Below are 15,562 nucleotides of genomic sequence, written 5' to 3' on the forward strand. Positions count from 1 at the left end.
TTAGCATCTACATCCGCGGATAATCGATATAGCCCACCGGCCCCTTGGCATAGAAGGTCTCCGGGTGTGGCTCGTTCAGCGGTGCATCCGCCGCCAGTCGGGCCGGCAGGTCCGGGTTGGCAATGAACGGAATGCCGAAGGCCACCGCATCAGCGTTGCCAGAGGCCAGCGAAGCATTGGCGCTGGCCTTGGTGAAGCGCTCATTGACGATGTACGGGCCGCCAAAGGCTTGCTTGATCAGCGCGCCGATACTGTCGTCGGCCTCTTTCTCCCGCGAGCAGATAAACGCAATGCCGCGCTTGCCCAGTTCCCGGGCGACATAAGTGAAGGTCTCGGCACGGTTGGCATCGCCCATGTCATGGGCATCGGCCCGTGGCGCCAGGTGCACGCCAACCCGTTGTGCGCCCCAGACTTCGATCACCGCGTCAGTCACTTCCAGCAGCAGACGTGCACGGTTCTGAAGCGAACCACCGTATTGGTCATTGCGCTGGTTGGTGCTGCTCTGCAGGAACTGGTCGATCAGGTAGCCGTTGGCTGCATGCACTTCAACGCCGTCGAAACCGGCTGCCTTGGCATTCTCGGCACCGGTCCGGTAGGCCTCGACAATGTCGGCGATTTCTGCGGTTTCCAGCGCCCGTGGAGTCGGGTAGTCGGACAGCGGACGCACCAGGCTGACATGGCCTTTAGGCTGGATCGCGCTCGGTGCGACCGGGCTTTCACCCTCGAGGTAGTTGGGGTGGGAGATACGCCCGACGTGCCACAGCTGCAGGAAAATCCGCCCGCCGGCGCCATGCACGGCCTTGGTGACGTTGGTCCAGCCACGTACCTGATCGTTGGACCAAATGCCCGGGGTGTCCGGGTAGCCGACGCCCATTGGCGTGACCGAAGTCGCTTCGCTGAGGATCAGCCCGGCGCTGGCCCGTTGTACGTAGTACTCGGCCATCAGTGCGTTGGGCACCCGGCCTTCGTCGGCGCGGCAGCGGGTCAGCGGGGCCATGATGATGCGGTTCGGCAACTGGAGGTCGCCGAGGGTGATCGGATCAAAAAGCGTCGTCATAAATACCTCAAGGCTTATCAGTGGGTGGCGGGTGCCAGTGCGGATTTGTTACCGCTCTGGCTGAAGGTGATCAGGGTGACGATCAGCGCCAGTACTGCCAGCGCTGCGGCGGCCAGGGGCACGCGGGTCAGGCCCAGGCCCTGGGCGATGACGGTGCCGCCGACCCAGGCGCCGAGGGCGTTGCCCAGGTTGAAAGCGCCAATGTTCAGGGTCGAGACCAGGTTCGGCGCGGCCTTGCCGAAGGTCACCACGTTGACCTGCAGGGCAGGCACGGCGGCAAAGGCAGCGGTAGCCCAGAGGAACAGGGTGATTTCTGCCGGGATCAGGGCGACGCTGGTCCAGCTCAGGACGGTGGAGACCACCGCCATGCTGGCGAACACGCCGATCAGGGTAGCGCCCAGGCGCTTGTCGGCCAGCTTGCCGCCGAGGATGTTGCCCAGGGTCAGGCCCAGGCCGATCAACAGCAGCGTCCAGGTCACGCCACTGGGCGAGACGCCAGTGACATCACCGAGCAGCGGTGCGACATAGGTGAACAGGGCAAACATCGAGGCCGAGAACAGCACGGTCATCGACAGCGACAACCAGATACCGGCGCCTTTGAGCGCGGCAAGTTCAGCGCGCATGTCGAGTTTCTCTTCGTCATGGCGAAACGGCAGGAAGCGGATCAGGCCGATCAAGGCGATCACACCGATCACGGTCACCGCCCAGAAAGTCGAGCGCCAGCCGTATTCCTGCCCCAGCGCAGTACCCAGCGGCACGCCGAGGACATTGGCCAGGGTCAGGCCGGTGAACATCAGGGCGACTGCCGAAGCACGGCGGTTGGCCGGCACCAGGCTTGCCGCCACCACCGAGCCGATACCGAAGAAGGCACCGTGGCACAGGGCGGTCACCACCCGGGCGAACATCAGCAGGTTGTAGTCGCTGGCCACCGCACACAGCAGGTTGCCGACGATGAACACGCCCATTAGCGCAATCAGCGCCGCTTTACGCGGCAGGCGCGAGGTGGCCAGGGCCATGAACGGCGCACCGATGGCCACGCCCAGGGCGTAACCGGTGACCAGCCAGCCGGCGCCAGGAATCGATACACCCAGGTCTGCCGCCACATCGGGCAACAGACCCATGATGACGAACTCGGTGGTACCGATGGCGAAGGCGCTGAGCGCCAGGATTATCAACGAAAGGGGCATTGCAAGGTCCTTGTCAGAGCTCTTGGCTCATCTGCTGGAGGAAGGCCTGGATGGTTTCCTCGTTGCGTTTGAAAAAATGCCACTGGCCAATCTTCTGGCTGCTGATCAGGCCCGCCCGCTGCAAGGTCGCCAGGTGGGCAGAAACGGTCGACTGCGACAGGCCGCAGCGTTGATCGATCTGCCCGGCACACACACCGTGTTCGGTGCTGTGGTGCTGGTCGGGAAACTGCGCGTCGGGGTCCTTCAGCCAGTTGAGAATTTCTCGCCGTACTGGGTGGGCCAGGGCTTTTATTATTTCGTCGAGATCGAGAGGCATGGTTGGGCTCGTGGTGTGTGTAGCGGTATATCGCGATGGAGCGAAATATAAATCGATATTTCGCGATATACAAATATGATGTGGTTCTGAGTTCAGCTTAAATCGCTATATCGGGTTATAACGATATAGGCCGTGAGGTGCTAGAATCCCTGTCTATGAACTACCTTGCACACCTTCATCTCGGCGGTCAGCGACCCGAGCAATTGCTCGGCAGTCTTTATGGCGATTTCGTCAAGGGGCCGCTGCAGGGACGCTTCCCTGCGCCGCTGGAAGCAGCGATTCGCCTGCACCGACAAATCGATGTCTACACCGACAGCCATCCGCTGGTGCTGGCGGCGTTGGCGCGTTTTCCGCGGGAGCGGCGGCGTTACGCCGGGATCATTCTCGATGTGTTTTTCGATCACTGCCTGGCCTTGCACTGGCAGGATTATGCCGAGCAGCCGCTGGGCCAGTTCACCGACCGCGTGTACCAGGTACTCGCCGCAGAGCCGGCCTTGCCCGGGCGCCTGGCGCAGATAGCGCCATACATGGCGGCCGATGACTGGTTGGGGTCTTACCGCGAGTTCGCGGTGCTCGAGCAGGTGTTTCGCGGGATCGCCCGGCGCCTGTCGCGGCCCGAAGGCATGGACGGCGCGGTGGAGGAGGTGGCGGCGCTGTACCAGCCGTTGCTGGATGACTTTCGCAACTTCTATCCAGAGCTGCAGCGCTTTGCCAGGGCCAATACCTAGGCAGCCCTGGCCCGACGTTGCCCCTCGGCAACCGGCTCGCTGCCGAACAATGCCTGCTGGATCGCCTGCTGCGCCTTGAAGGCCAGAGCGGCGCGTTCCTCACCGGCGCTGGCGATCGGTGCGAGCAAATGGATCTCGACCTCGGCGCAATCATTGGCAAACAGTCGGAACAGGTGCGAGAGCAGATCGTCATCACCGATAAACGGTGCGATTGCATCGCTTTGGCCATTGCGCAGGTAGCGCAGGGCGACCGGTTGCAGCGGTGTTTGCGTATCGATGGCGCTGGCCAGCAGGCGGCCGTGGAAGGTGCGCAGGCTGCGCCCGTCGGTGGTGGTGCCTTCGGGGAAAATCAACAGCGTGCTGTCCTGTTGCAGGTGCTGGCTGATCTGCTTGCGCAGCAGTTGGCTGTCGTTGCCGCCACGACGGATGAACAGGGTGCCGGCCTTGAGCGCCAGCCAGCCGGCAATCGGCCAGGTGCGCACTTCGGCCTTGGACAGGAACGACAGCGGCGCGAGCATGCCCAGCAGCGGGATGTCGGTCCACGAGACATGGTTGCTGACCCACAGCATCGGCTGTTGCGGTAACTGGCCCACCACCCGCACCTTGAACGGCAGGGCGTTGCTCAGTTTGCCCATGAACAGTTGCGACCAGCGCTGGCGGCGCTCGGTCGAGGCCGGTACGCGCAGGCGCTCATAGAGCGTGAACAGCGCGGCCATGGCCAGGCCGAACAGCACCACCAGCAGCACCCGGGCCACGCGCGCATAAACGCGCAGGCGCCGCATCAGACCGCCGCCTTGAAGTGCCGGGCATAGCGCGGGCACAGCTCGTCGCGTTTGAGCAGGATGAACACGTCGGCGACCTGGAAGTCTTCATCCCAGCACGGTTCGCCGCAGATCTTCGCCCCCAGGCGCATGTAAGCCTTGAGCAGCGGCGGCATCTCGGCGATGACGTTGCCCGGCAGGGCCAGGCTCGGCAATGGGTTTTTCGGTTCGGCGCGCAGGTGTTCGGTGCACAGGTAGCGTTCACGCAAGCGCTGCATGATCGCATGGGCCTGCACACCACCATCCTGCATGGGAATGCTGGCGCAGCCCATCAGGTAGCTGTAGCGGCCTTCGTTGAGCACTTCGGCCAGTTCCGCCCAGAGCACGGCGATGGTGCCGCCGTTACGGTAGGCGGGGTCGACGCAGGTACGGCCCAGTTCGAGGATCGGCCCTTGCAGGTGGCCGAGGCCATGCAGGCTGAACTCTTCTTCACTGTAGAAGCGCCCCAGGCTGCTGGCGGCCTGATGGTCGAGCAGGCGGGTGGTGGCGACCAGCCGCCCGCTGCTCAAGTCACGCACGCCAATATGGCGGCAATGAATGTCGTAGTCGTCCATGTCCAGGCCCAGCTCGGCGCCTTTGAGTTTGGCCTTGAATTCACCGCTGAATACGCTGAATCGAAGGGCCTGTGCTTCCTGCAGGGCTGCCGGGCCGACCAGGCGTTCGGCTTGCAGACGGCGTTCAGTGCTGTTGTCGCCAGAGCGAGCGATCCGAGTCATTGCGTGTCTCCATAAGCCAGCCATGGGGTTGCGGCCGGTCGACTTTGTTGTGCAAGCTCAGCCTAGGTAGATGGGGTGTCACCCCCGTGAACAATTGGTGATGCTTGTATGACAGCCCTCAAGGAGCGCTCCGATGGCCTGGCTGCAACGACTCAACGACCGACAGCGACACCCCCAGGCGGCCTCGCTGGCCGACACTTATTCCAGCCTGCTGGCGCGCCTGGGCCCGGTCAGCCCGTTCGAGCTGGCGGTGCTCGGCGGGCGGGCCATGGCCACTCCGGGACTGGCCTTTCTGGTCGGTTACCAGGCAGCCCTGCGGGTGCTGTGGCCGAGTGCGCCGCCGAGTCTCGGTGCCCTGTGCGCCAGTGAACGGCGCAGCGTGCGCCCGGCCGATATGCAGGTGCGCCTGGAGGATCTGCGCCTGCGTGGCAGCAAGGACTTCGTCACCGCCGGGCTCGATGCCGAATGGCTATTGGTGGCGGCGCGCTGCGAGGCGCAAGGGCAGCCGGTGGAACTGAGCCTGGCGGTGGTCTACGCCGGTGAACCGGGCGTGCGCCTCGAACCGCTGCCGGCCTTGCCGCTGATGCCGGAAGTCGGCCATGCCCGCCTGCATCTGCAAGCGGCGTTGTGCGAGCGCCTGGCGGGGGACGGCTGGGACGCTTACGTCAAACCCTTTCGCTCGCTGGAAGATCTCTATGTGCTCAGTGCCCTGTGTGCCTGGTTATATGGCGTCGGCCAGGAAACGGGCTGGCCGCAAAGCCTGCAATTGCGCCTGATCGGCCTGCTCGGTGCGTGCGCCGAAAGTACCCGCCAGTGTGCTGATGTCGCAGCCAGCCATTTGCTGCTGGGCGGCCTGTTTGCCCAGTTCAACGCCTTGAAGGAGGAAATCAACCAGGCGCTGCTGGCAAGCTCTGGCGAATGGGCAAGCCTGTGGCAACGCGACCAGGGCCTGTTGGAGATCGCCAGCGCCGCCCGGGCCAAACGCCTGGCCAAGGCCTGGGCCGCCGCCGGACTGTCATGAAACGCTGGCAGTCTGGGCGAACCCTGGCCTCGAGTAAGTGGCATGAGCAAAGTGGCGTGGTGGATGCTGGCTGTGTTGGTTTTCAGCAAGGCAGTGTCGGCCGAGGAGCAATGGCCGGTACCTGACTGGACGGTGGCGCACGCTGCCAATCCTGGCACCTGGCAGGCAGTCGAAAGCTATGCCTTCGCCCCACGCGATGATCAGCAGCGCCAGGGCGTGCGCACCGACGCACTGCTGGTGATCGCCGACGGGCGCATTGTCTATGAGCACTATGCCGCGCCCAGTACAGCTGACACCGCACACCTGACCTGGTCGATCAGCAAGAGCGTGCTGGCGACCCTGCTGGGCGTCGCCCATGCCGAGGGCCGCTTTGATCTGCAGGATCCGCTCGCGCGCTTCTATCCGCCGATGGGTGGCCATCCCCTGGTGCGCATCGAAGACCTGCTGCACTGGGCCAGCGGCCTGAACTGGCAGGAAGACTACGAATATGCGCCGCTCAAGTCCTCGGTGGTGGCCATGCTCTACACCCGCGGGCGCGGCGATATGGCCGGCTACACGGCGGCCAGGCCCGAAGCGGCCAGCCCCGGGCAACGCTTTCGCTACTCCAGCGGAGACAGCAACGTGCTGGCAGCGGCCTTGCGCGGCATGCTCGGCAATGCAGGGTATGCCGACTATCCCTGGCAGGCCTTGTTCGACCCGCTGGGCATCAGCAGCGCAGTGTGGGAGCGGGACGGTAACAACACCCTGGTGGGTTCCTCCTACCTGTATATGAGCGCCCGCGATCTGGCCCGTATCGGCTTGCTGATGCTGCGCGAAGGGCGCTGGCGCTCGCGGCAATTGCTATCCAGCGACTGGGTTGCTTTCAATCGCCAGCCGTTCTTGAAGGCCACCGCGCAACCCGGTGAAGCCAACCCGGGTGGGCACTGGTGGCTCAACCAGCCGTTGCCCGGCAGCCCGCCACCCTGGCCGGATGCGCCGCCGGATACCTATGCAGCCCTTGGGCACTGGGGCCAGGCGCTGTATGTGCTGCCGGCGCGCAAACTGCTGATCGTGCGCTATGCCGATGACCGCGACGCCAGTTTCACCCACAACGAGCTGCTCAAGCGGGTACTGGCCGCGGTCAACGAGGTGCAGCCATGAAGCGCGTGTTGCTGGTGCTGTTGCTGCTGGCAGGCGGCTGGGCGTGGTACGAACGCCAGGCGTTGGCGGATTTCCCCGGTATTCTCAGCGCCTACTCGGCCAAGGAGTACTGTTCTTGCCGGTATGTCATGGGCTTTGATTCGCAGTATTGCCGGGGCTACGTGCAGCAGTACCTGCCGTTGAGCCGCCTGGACGAGGATGCGCAGCAGCGTCTGATCAGCGCTGTGGGGCTCGGGGTAGAGAATCGTGCGCAGTGGCTGGGCCCGCGTGTGGGCTGTCGCTTGCTGCCGTGAAGGCAGCCGGGTAAGGTTGACGACCATTGTGTTACAGGATTTCACATGTTCAGTCTGCCGCGTCTTCTGCTTGCCCTGCTGGTCGTTCTAAGTCTCCCTGCCCAGGCCAACTGGCACCTGGACGGCGAATCGTCGCGCCTGTCGTTCGTCTCCAGCAAGAATGGCGACACCGCCGAAGTGCATCGCTTCCTCGTCCTGCATGGCAAGGTCGATCGCAAGGGCGCCGCCGAGCTGCAGATCGAGATGGACTCCAACAGCAGTGGGGTACCGCTGCGTGACGAGCGCATGCGCAAGGAGCTGTTCGAGTTCGCTAAATTCCCCGAAGCCACGGTCACCGCGCAGATCGACCTGCGCCCGATCAATGACCTGGCCAACGGTGCCCAGGTGGAGCTGCGCCTGCCGCTGACCGTCAGCCTGCATGGCAAGCAGCACAGCTACAGTGCCCTGTTGCTGGCCACGCGCCTGGATGACCGGCGCTTTCAGGTGGTAACCCTGGAGCCGTTGATGCTGCGCGTCGATGATTTCGATCTGCTTCCCGGCCTTGCCACCCTGCGCAAGCTGGCCGGGCTCAAGTCCATCAGTCCGTCGGTGCCGGTGGCTGCGGTACTGATCTTTACGGCGCGCTGATATGGCCGGACCGGTCTTTCCCTGGCGCGATGGCAATCAGTTCGAGCTATTGATCGACGGTCCGCAGTTTTTTCCGCGCATGCTCACCGCAATCGTGCGCGCCGAGCACCAGGTGGACCTGGAGTTGTACCTGGTCGAGGCGGGGGCTTGTGCCGAAACCATGGTCCGCGCTCTGGTACAGGCCGCCGAGCGCGGGGTGCAGGTGCGCTGCCTGTTCGATGACTACGGCTCGCTGGCCTTCACCTTGAGCTTGCGCCAGCGCCTGCTGGCTGCGGGTGTGGAATTGCGCTGGTACAACCGCCTGCGCTGGCGTCGGGGCTTTCGCAATCTGTATCGCGATCACCGCAAGCTGCTGCTGGTCGACCAGCACTGGGCAGTGGTGGGCGGCACCGGCGTTACCGACCAGTTCTGGACGCCCAACGAAGACGTCAGCGAATGGCACGAAGTGATGGTGCAGATGCAAGGCCCGCTGGTGGCCGACTGGCAGATGCTGTTCGACCGCCAGTGGCGGGCTAACCTGCGCCGCACGGCCTGGCGGCCACCGACCCATTTCGGCCTGCCGCGATTGCCGCGGATCCCGCTCAGTGGCGCCGGTATGGGCCGGGTGGCCTACGCTGACGCCCGCCAGCACCGGGATATCCTGCAGTCGCTGGTGCGCGCCCTGAACAGCGGCCAGCGGCGCATCTGGCTGGCCACGCCGTATTTCCTGCCGACCTGGAAGGTCCGTCGCTCCCTGCGCCGCGCCGCGTCCCGAGGGGTTGATGTGCGTTTGCTGCTGACCGGGCCGCGTACCGATCACCCGTCGGTGCGTTATGCCGGCCATCGCTATTACCCGCGGCTGTTGCGTGCCGGGGTGAAAATCTTCGAATACCAGCCGTGTTTCCTGCACCTGAAGATGGTGCTGGTGGATGACTGGGTGAGCATCGGCTCGTGCAACTTCGACCACTGGAACCTGCGCTTCAACCTCGAAGCCAACGTCGAAGCGATCGACCCGCCACTGACCGCCGATGTGACGGCGAGCTTCGAGCGCGACTTTGCACAGAGCCTGGCTATCGACCTGGCCCACTGGCATGCACGGCCGTTGTGGAAGCGCGTGCAGCAACGCTTGTGGGGTTGGCTCGACCGCCTGGTGGTCAACATGCTCGACCGGCGTGATTGAGCCGGTCGCCTGTTGGCGGTCTATGGTGTCTTTACTTTTCACTGCACCTGAAGGAGTTGATGACATGGCTGCGAAGAAGATTCTGATGTTGGTTGGCGACTACGTCGAAGATTACGAAGTGATGGTGCCGTTCCAGGCCCTGCAGATGGTTGGCCATACCGTGCACGCGGTGTGTCCGGGCAAGAGCGCCGGGCAGACGGTGCGCACGGCGATTCACGATTTCGAAGGGGATCAGACCTACAGCGAAAAGCCTGGGCACAACTTTGTCCTGAACTTCGATTTTGCCAAGGTTCAGGCGGACGACTACGACGCGCTGCTGATCCCGGGGGGCCGGGCACCGGAGTATCTGCGATTGAACGAGCAGGTGCTGGCGCTGGTCAAGGCGATCGATCAGGCCGGCAAGCCAATTGCGGCGGTGTGCCATGGCGCGCAACTGCTGGCGGCGGCTGGCGTGCTCGAAGGGCGCGAGTGCAGCGCTTACCCGGCCTGCGCCCCGGAAGTGCGCCTGGCTGGCGGGCAGTATGTCGAAATCGCCGTCGACCAGGCCCACGTGCAGGGCAACCTGGCCTCGGCGCCAGCCTGGCCGGCGCACCCGGCATGGCTGGCGGGCTTCCTGCAACTACTGGGGACGCGCATTATCCTGTGAACAAAGGTGCTGGCCTCATCGCGGGTCAAGCCCGCTCCCACTGTGTACGGGCTTGACCCGCGATGAGGTCCTGACAGGCAATAAAAAAAGCGGCAGGGGAATACTCCACCTGCCGCTTTTTTCTATCCGCAAGCCCTGGGGCTTACTTCACTTCCACCGCCAGGCTTTGAGCGATCTTGTGCTGCCAGATCGCGGGCCCTGTGATGTGTACTGACTCGCCGTTGCTGTCGACCGCGACGGTGACCGGCATGTCCTTGACCTCGAACTCGTAGATCGCTTCCATGCCCAGTTCGGCAAAGGCCAGGACCTTGGATTTCTTGATCGCCTGGGCCACCAGGTAGGCAGCGCCGCCGACGGCCATCAGGTACACGGCCTTGTTGTCCTTGATCGCTTCGATGGCGGTCGGGCCGCGCTCGGATTTGCCGATCATGCCCAACAGGCCGGTCTGCTCGAGGATCTGACGGGTGAACTTGTCCATCCGCGTTGCGGTGGTCGGGCCGGCCGGGCCAACCACTTCGTCACCGACCGGATCAACCGGGCCAACGTAGTAGATGAAACGACCCTTGAGGTCGACCGGCAGTTGTTCGCCCTTGTTGAGCATCTCGACCATGCGCTTGTGCGCAGCATCGCGACCGGTGAGCATCTTGCCGTTGAGCAGGATGGTCTCGCCCGGCTTCCAGCTCTGCACGTCTTCCGGGGTCAGGGTGTCGAGGTTGACACGGCGGGCCGACGGGCCAGCTTCCCAGACGATTTCCGGGTAGGCGTCCAGCGATGGCGCTTCCAGGTCGGCAGGGCCGGAACCGTCGAGCACGAAGTGGGCGTGACGGGTGGCGGCGCAGTTGGGGATCATGCACACCGGCAACGAGGCGGCGTGGGTTGGGTAATCCATGATCTTGACGTCGAGCACGGTGGTCAGGCCGCCCAGGCCCTGGGCGCCGATGCCCAGCTGGTTGACCTTGTCGAACAGCTCCAGGCGGATCTCTTCGATGCGGTTCTGCGGGCCACGGGCCTTGAGCTCGTGGATGTCGATGGACTCCATCAACACTTCCTTGGCCATCACCGCGGCTTTTTCGGCGGTACCGCCAATGCCGATGCCGAGCATGCCCGGTGGGCACCAGCCAGCACCCATGGTCGGAACGGTCTTGAGCACCCAGTCGACGATCGAGTCGGACGGGTTGAGCATGGCCATTTTCGACTTGTTCTCGGAACCGCCGCCCTTGGCCGCCACGTCCACTTCCACGGTGTTACCCGGGACGATGGAGTAGTGGATGACCGCAGGGGTGTTGTCCTTGGTGTTTTTACGCGCGCCGGCCGGGTCGGCCAGGATCGAGGCGCGCAGGACGTTTTCCGGCAGGTTGTAGGCGCGGCGCACGCCTTCGTTGATCATGTCGTCCAGGCTCATGGTCGCGCCGTCCCAGCGCACGTCCATACCGACGCGCACGAACACGGTGACGATACCGGTGTCCTGGCAGATCGGCCGGTGGCCAGTGGCGCACATGCGCGAGTTGATCAGGATCTGGGCGATGGAATCGCGCGCAGCCGGCGACTCTTCACGCAGATAGGCCTCATGCATGGCCTGGATGAAATCAACGGGGTGGTAGTACGAAATGAACTGCAGGGCGTCGGCAACGCTCTGAATCAGGTCGTCTTGCTTGATCACGGTCATGCAGCGCGCTCCTCTTAAAGACGGGAACATTCATTAAGGTATTCCGACGCGGACTGGCCGAGGTGTCGAAACGACCTTCAACAGGCGCCAACGCAAGGCTGTCGGCGCAAAAAAGGCGCGGCAGTATAGCGCGCATCCGCCGCCGGTACACGTACCAAAGGTCCCCACCAAGGTCGGCAGTGGCCGGGCACTGTTCTTGCCTGAGCGCCAGTCGGGAGCGATTTGTGCAAATATGGCAATTATTCTTCACACACCCTAAAGTGGCGGTTGGCCATGCCTTATTCCTCTGCCCTGGCCAGAGCACGGTGAGCCACCAGTGACCGAAACAGCCCTGCAGAAGCTTCTCCTCAAACGCTTTCTCCTGGCGGCTGGCACCTATCTGTTGGTGTTGGCGCTGGTCTGGGTCGCGCTTTTGAGCGGTCATCTGCAAGCCTCCAGCAACGTTTTGCTGTTGGGCAGCGGCTTGTTGCTGCTGTGCCAGCTATTGCTCGGCTGGGTATTTGCCAGCGGTCGCAACCTGCGTTTTAGCGACCCGAGCCTGACCGAATTCCAGGTGTTGCTGGCGATCGCCTGGCAGACCTGGCTGCTGGCCCAGCTCGACCAGGGCCGCGGCACCTTTCTGATGTTTTATCCGTTGATCCTGATGTTCGGCCTGTTTCACCTGAGCGGGCGGGTGTTTGTGCGCTGCGCGCTGCTGGTGTTGTGCAGTTTCTTCGGCGTGATCGCCTGGGAGGCCTGGCAGGCGCCGCATTTCGCCGGGTCGCTGCTGGCATTGCAGGCCTGTGCCTTGCTGGTGGTGCTGGGCTGGTTATGCCTGTATGCCCGTTATGTGCAGGCCGCTCGTCAGCGCATGCGCCAGCGGCGCTACGCCCTGCAGGCCCACCAGGACATCTTGCGCGGCATGATGCGTCAGCTTGAAGACCTGGTAGCCACCGACGAGCTGACCGGCCTGTTCAACCGTCGGCACTTTTTGACCCTGGCCAGCCGCGAGCTGGAGCGCATGCGCGCACAGAGTTGCCATGGCTTGGCGTTGATCGATCTGGACCATTTCAAACGCATCAATGATGTCTATGGCCATGCCGCCGGTGACCAGGTACTGCAGGCCTTTGCCGCGGTCGCCAGGGACTGCCTGGAGGACACGGCGGTGTTGGCCCGTTACGGTGGCGAGGAGTTCGTGTTGTTGCTGCCCGATTGTACCCAAGCGCAACTGACCAGCTGTTGCGAGCGGCTGCGCAAGGCCTTTGCCCTGGCTCAGCCGCCGGCGGTCGGCTTGCGTGTCGAGCCGTTGAGCCTGTCGGCCGGGTTGACCCTGCTGGGCGCCGGCGACGACCTCGATGACGCTTTGCAGCGCGCCGACCAGGCCTTGTATCGGGCCAAGCGCAGCGGGCGCAATCGCTGCCTGGCCGCCTGGGAGGTTGTCGATGCCTGAGTTGCGGGTCGGTGCGCGGCAATGGACGGTGGCGCCGGGCAGCAACCTGCTCGACGCCTTGAATGATGCCGGGCTGGCGGTGCCCTACAGTTGCCGTGCCGGCAGCTGCCACGCCTGCCTGGTGCGCTGCCTGCAAGGCCGGCCGGGGGATGCCCGGCCCGATGCCCTGACGGCGGACAAGCGCCAGCAAGGCTGGCGCCTGTCGTGCCAGTGCAGCGTCGACGAAGACTTGCAGGTGGCCTTGTTCGACCCGCTTGAGGATGGCTTGCCGGCCCAGGTCAGCGGCTTCGACTGGCTGAGCCCGACGGTGCTGCGCCTGCGTCTAGAGCCACACAGACAGTTGCGCTATCAGGCCGGCCAGCACCTGGTGTTGTGGAGCCCGAGCGGGGTCGCCCGGCCTTATTCGCTGGCCAGCTTGCCGGGAGAGGAGGGCTTTCTTGAGTTTCATCTCGATTGCCGGCAACCCGGGGCGTTCTGCACGGCTGCGCGGCAACTGAGTATTGGTGCAACCCTGCGCTTGGGCGAGTTGCGCGGCGGCGCCCTGCATTACGACCCGGATTGGCAGGAGCGCCCGTTGTGGCTGTTGGCCGCCGGCACCGGCCTGGCGCCGCTGTGGGGGATTCTGCGCGAAGCCTTGCGCCAGGAGCACCACGGGCCGATTCGCCTGCTGCATCTGGCTCACGACGAGCAGGAACATTACCTGGCGCAGGCACTGACGACACTTGCCAGCCGACATCCGCAACTGCAGGTCGAGCTGCTGACCCCGGCCCAGTTGCCCCAGGCCCTGGCAGCGCTGTGCCTGCAGTCACGCCAGACCGTGGCCCTGGCCTGCGGCTCGGCGGCCAGTGTCGAGCAGTTTTCCCGGCGCATGTTCCTTGCCGGCCTGCCGCGCAACCAGTTGCTTGCCGATGTTTTTATCGGTCACGCTTGAATTGGGTTGGGGGGCCAGCCGCGGCGCCACACCGAATGGATAAGCCCGCAACCCAACCCAAGAATCATAGCCCCCGGGATTCCGTGAAGAACCAAAAAAAAGCCCCGCAGCACAAGCTGCGGGGCTTTATTCAGCAAGGCCTGAGCATCAGACCAGCGAATCGCCGACGTGCAGGATCTTCATGCCGTTGGTGCCACCGATGGTGTGGTAGCTGTCGCCTTTGGTCAGGATCGCCCAGTCACCGGACTCGACCGCGCCGCGTTGCAGCAGCTCGTCGACTGCTGCCTGGCTGACTTTCTCGGCCGGCAGGGCTGCCGGGTCGAAGGCCACCGGGTACACGCCACGGAACATCGCGGCGCGGGCCAGGGTGGCGCGGTGCGGCGAGAACGCGTAGATCGGCACCGAAGAGCGCAGGCGCGACATGATCAACGGGGTGTAGCCACTTTCGGTGAGGGCGATGATCGCCTTGACGCCGGGGAAGTGGTTGGCGGTGTACATGGCCGCCAGGGCGATGCTTTCGTCGCAGCGCTCGAAGCGGGTGTGCAGACGGTGGCTGGACTTCTGGCTGGTCGGATGTTTTTCCGCACCCAGGCAGATGCGCGCCATGGCCTGTACCGCTTCGATCGGGTAGGCGCCGGCGGCACTTTCGGCCGACAGCATCACTGCGTCGGTGTTGTCCAGCACGGCGTTGGCCACGTCCGACACTTCGGCACGGGTCGGCATCGGGTTCTGGATCATCGACTCCATCATCTGGGTCGCAACGATCACCGCCTTGTTGTTGCGGCGGGCGTGCTGGATGATCTTCTTCTGGATCGCGATCAGCTCGGCATCGCCGATTTCCACGCCCAGGTCGCCACGGGCAACCATGACCGCGTCACTGGCGGCGATCAGACCGTCGAGGGTCTCGTCATCGGCAACTGCTTCGGCGCGCTCGATCTTGGCCACCAGCCAGGCGCTGCCGCCGGCTTCGTCGCGCAGGCGACGGGCGTATTCCATGTCGGAGGCATCGCGCGGGAAGGAAACGGCCAGGTAGTCCAGGTCCATTTCGGCTGCCAGCTTGATGTCGGCCTTGTCTTTTTCGGTCAGGGCCGGAGCGGTCAGGCCGCCGCCGCGACGGTTGATGCCTTTGTGATCGGACAGCGGGCCGCCGATCAGTACTTCGCAGTGCAGGGCGTCGGCAGTGGCGCTGGTTACGCGCATGACCACACGGCCGTCGTCGAGCAGCAGTTCGTCACCGACGCCGCAGTCCTTGACCAGGTCCGGATAGTCGATGCCGACGATATCCTGGGTGCCTTCGGTCAGCGGGTGGGCGGTAGAGAAGGTAAAGCGGTCACCGACCTTGAGTTCGATACGCTTGTTGCTGAACTTGGCGATGCGGATCTTCGGCCCTTGCAGGTCACCGAGCAGCGCCACGTGGCGGCCCAGGCGGGCAGCGATATCACGGATCAGGCGCGCGCGAGCCTTGTGCTCGTCAGGCGTGCCGTGGGAGAAGTTCAGGCGAGCGACATCCAGGCCGGCAAGGATCAGTTGCTCGATCACTTCCGGTGAGTTGCTGGCGGGGCCAAGGGTGGCGACGATTTTGGTACGGCGGATGGTCATGCACAGACTCCTATAGTGAAGCGCAGCGAAAGGCTACTCCGGAAAATCGCTGTAGTCATTGTTCCTTTGCACTACCTGCCGGTTAGCGGGGGTGGCATTTGAACGGCGGCAGGGCCCGAGCGCAGCCCTTGTGGGAGTGGGCTTGCCCCGCGATGAGGCCAGTACAGCCAGCAACGTCTACAGATTTTCCGCACAAAGCCGATACACTGCTCAACACAGGAGATCC

Annotated in this window: 16 protein-coding genes; 9 read left to right on the forward strand and 7 right to left on the reverse strand. The window is 64.1% G+C overall.

Annotated features, from left to right (window positions below; translation table 11 throughout):
- Positions 1-7 precede the first annotated feature (7 nt).
- Genes F8N82_RS02525 through F8N82_RS02535 form a run of 3 tightly spaced genes read right to left on the reverse strand, consistent with a single transcriptional unit; the run spans position 8 to position 2,560 of the window.
- On the reverse strand, positions 8-1,057 hold the full coding sequence (locus F8N82_RS02525) for an alkene reductase (RefSeq protein ID WP_038998917.1): 1,050 nt from the start codon (positions 1,055-1,057) through the stop codon (positions 8-10).
- 17 nt (positions 1,058-1,074) lie between these two features.
- A complete protein-coding gene (locus tag F8N82_RS02530; protein WP_038998918.1) occupies positions 1,075-2,244 on the reverse strand; it encodes an MFS transporter in 1,170 nt (389 codons plus the stop codon).
- A 13-nt stretch (positions 2,245-2,257) separates the two neighbouring features.
- A complete protein-coding gene (locus F8N82_RS02535) occupies positions 2,258-2,560 on the reverse strand; it encodes an ArsR/SmtB family transcription factor (RefSeq protein WP_038998919.1) in 303 nt (100 codons plus the stop codon).
- Between the two features lie 155 nt (positions 2,561-2,715).
- Here F8N82_RS02535 and F8N82_RS02540 point away from each other — a divergent pair, with 155 nt between their 5' ends.
- Complete coding sequence (locus tag F8N82_RS02540) at positions 2,716-3,288, forward strand: ACP phosphodiesterase (protein WP_038998920.1); 573 nt, start codon at positions 2,716-2,718, stop codon at positions 3,286-3,288.
- Here F8N82_RS02540 and F8N82_RS02545 read toward each other — a convergent pair.
- Both F8N82_RS02545 and olsB read right to left on the reverse strand, forming a co-directional pair.
- Positions 3,285-4,070 (reverse strand): lysophospholipid acyltransferase family protein, encoded by a 786-nt coding sequence (locus F8N82_RS02545; RefSeq protein WP_038998921.1) that lies wholly within the window; start codon positions 4,068-4,070, stop codon positions 3,285-3,287. The two genes, F8N82_RS02540 and F8N82_RS02545, sit on opposite strands and share 4 nt — an antisense overlap.
- On the reverse strand, positions 4,070-4,825 hold the full coding sequence (olsB, locus tag F8N82_RS02550; RefSeq protein WP_038998922.1) for an L-ornithine N(alpha)-acyltransferase: 756 nt from the start codon (positions 4,823-4,825) through the stop codon (positions 4,070-4,072). Before olsB ends, F8N82_RS02545 begins: the two co-directional genes overlap by 1 nt.
- A gap of 133 nt (positions 4,826-4,958) precedes the next feature.
- On the opposite strand from olsB, the gene F8N82_RS02555 reads away from it, so the two are divergent.
- From F8N82_RS02555 to F8N82_RS02580, 6 genes are all read left to right on the forward strand, one after another.
- Positions 4,959-5,846, forward strand: coding sequence for an acyl-CoA dehydrogenase (locus F8N82_RS02555; RefSeq protein ID WP_038998923.1), 888 nt, complete (start codon positions 4,959-4,961; stop codon positions 5,844-5,846).
- A 63-nt stretch (positions 5,847-5,909) separates the two neighbouring features.
- Positions 5,910-6,986, forward strand: a complete 1,077-nt coding sequence (locus F8N82_RS02560) for a serine hydrolase domain-containing protein (RefSeq protein WP_095162300.1) — start codon at positions 5,910-5,912, stop codon at positions 6,984-6,986.
- Positions 6,983-7,279 carry a hypothetical protein gene (locus F8N82_RS02565; RefSeq protein ID WP_038998926.1) on the forward strand — a complete coding sequence of 99 codons (297 nt, stop codon included), beginning with the start codon at positions 6,983-6,985 and terminating at the stop codon, positions 7,277-7,279. The genes F8N82_RS02560 and F8N82_RS02565 overlap by 4 nt, the downstream gene beginning before the upstream one ends.
- A 45-nt stretch (positions 7,280-7,324) precedes the next feature.
- Complete coding sequence (locus F8N82_RS02570) at positions 7,325-7,906, forward strand: YceI family protein (protein ID WP_038998927.1); 582 nt, start codon at positions 7,325-7,327, stop codon at positions 7,904-7,906.
- Between the two features lies 1 nt (position 7,907).
- The gene (locus F8N82_RS02575; RefSeq protein WP_038998928.1) at positions 7,908-9,065 is read left to right on the forward strand and encodes a phospholipase D-like domain-containing protein; all 1,158 of its coding nucleotides are present in this window, start codon (positions 7,908-7,910) and stop codon (positions 9,063-9,065) included.
- Between the two features lie 64 nt (positions 9,066-9,129).
- Positions 9,130-9,711, forward strand: a complete 582-nt coding sequence (locus tag F8N82_RS02580; protein WP_038998929.1) for a DJ-1/PfpI family protein — start codon at positions 9,130-9,132, stop codon at positions 9,709-9,711.
- Positions 9,712-9,853: 142 nt separating this feature from the next.
- Here F8N82_RS02580 and F8N82_RS02585 read toward each other — a convergent pair whose 3' ends face one another.
- Complete coding sequence (locus F8N82_RS02585) at positions 9,854-11,377, reverse strand: fumarate hydratase (protein ID WP_038998930.1); 1,524 nt, start codon at positions 11,375-11,377, stop codon at positions 9,854-9,856.
- A 316-nt stretch (positions 11,378-11,693) separates the two neighbouring features.
- On the opposite strand from F8N82_RS02585, the gene F8N82_RS02590 reads away from it, so the two are divergent.
- Positions 11,694-12,806, forward strand: a complete 1,113-nt coding sequence (locus F8N82_RS02590) for a GGDEF domain-containing protein (RefSeq protein WP_038998931.1) — start codon at positions 11,694-11,696, stop codon at positions 12,804-12,806.
- On the forward strand, positions 12,799-13,737 hold the full coding sequence (locus F8N82_RS02595) for an iron-sulfur-binding ferredoxin reductase (protein ID WP_038998932.1): 939 nt from the start codon (positions 12,799-12,801) through the stop codon (positions 13,735-13,737). Before F8N82_RS02590 ends, F8N82_RS02595 begins: the two co-directional genes overlap by 8 nt.
- 147 nt (positions 13,738-13,884) lie before the next feature.
- Here F8N82_RS02595 and pyk read toward each other — a convergent pair whose 3' ends face one another.
- Positions 13,885-15,336: a pyruvate kinase gene (gene pyk, locus F8N82_RS02600; RefSeq protein WP_038998933.1), complete on the reverse strand. Its 1,452-nt coding sequence runs from the start codon at positions 15,334-15,336 to the stop codon at positions 13,885-13,887.
- Positions 15,337-15,562: the final 226 nt, after the last annotated feature.

This window comes from Pseudomonas fluorescens (assembly GCF_902497775.2).
Classification (GTDB): Bacteria; Pseudomonadota; Gammaproteobacteria; order Pseudomonadales; family Pseudomonadaceae; genus Aquipseudomonas; species Aquipseudomonas putida_F.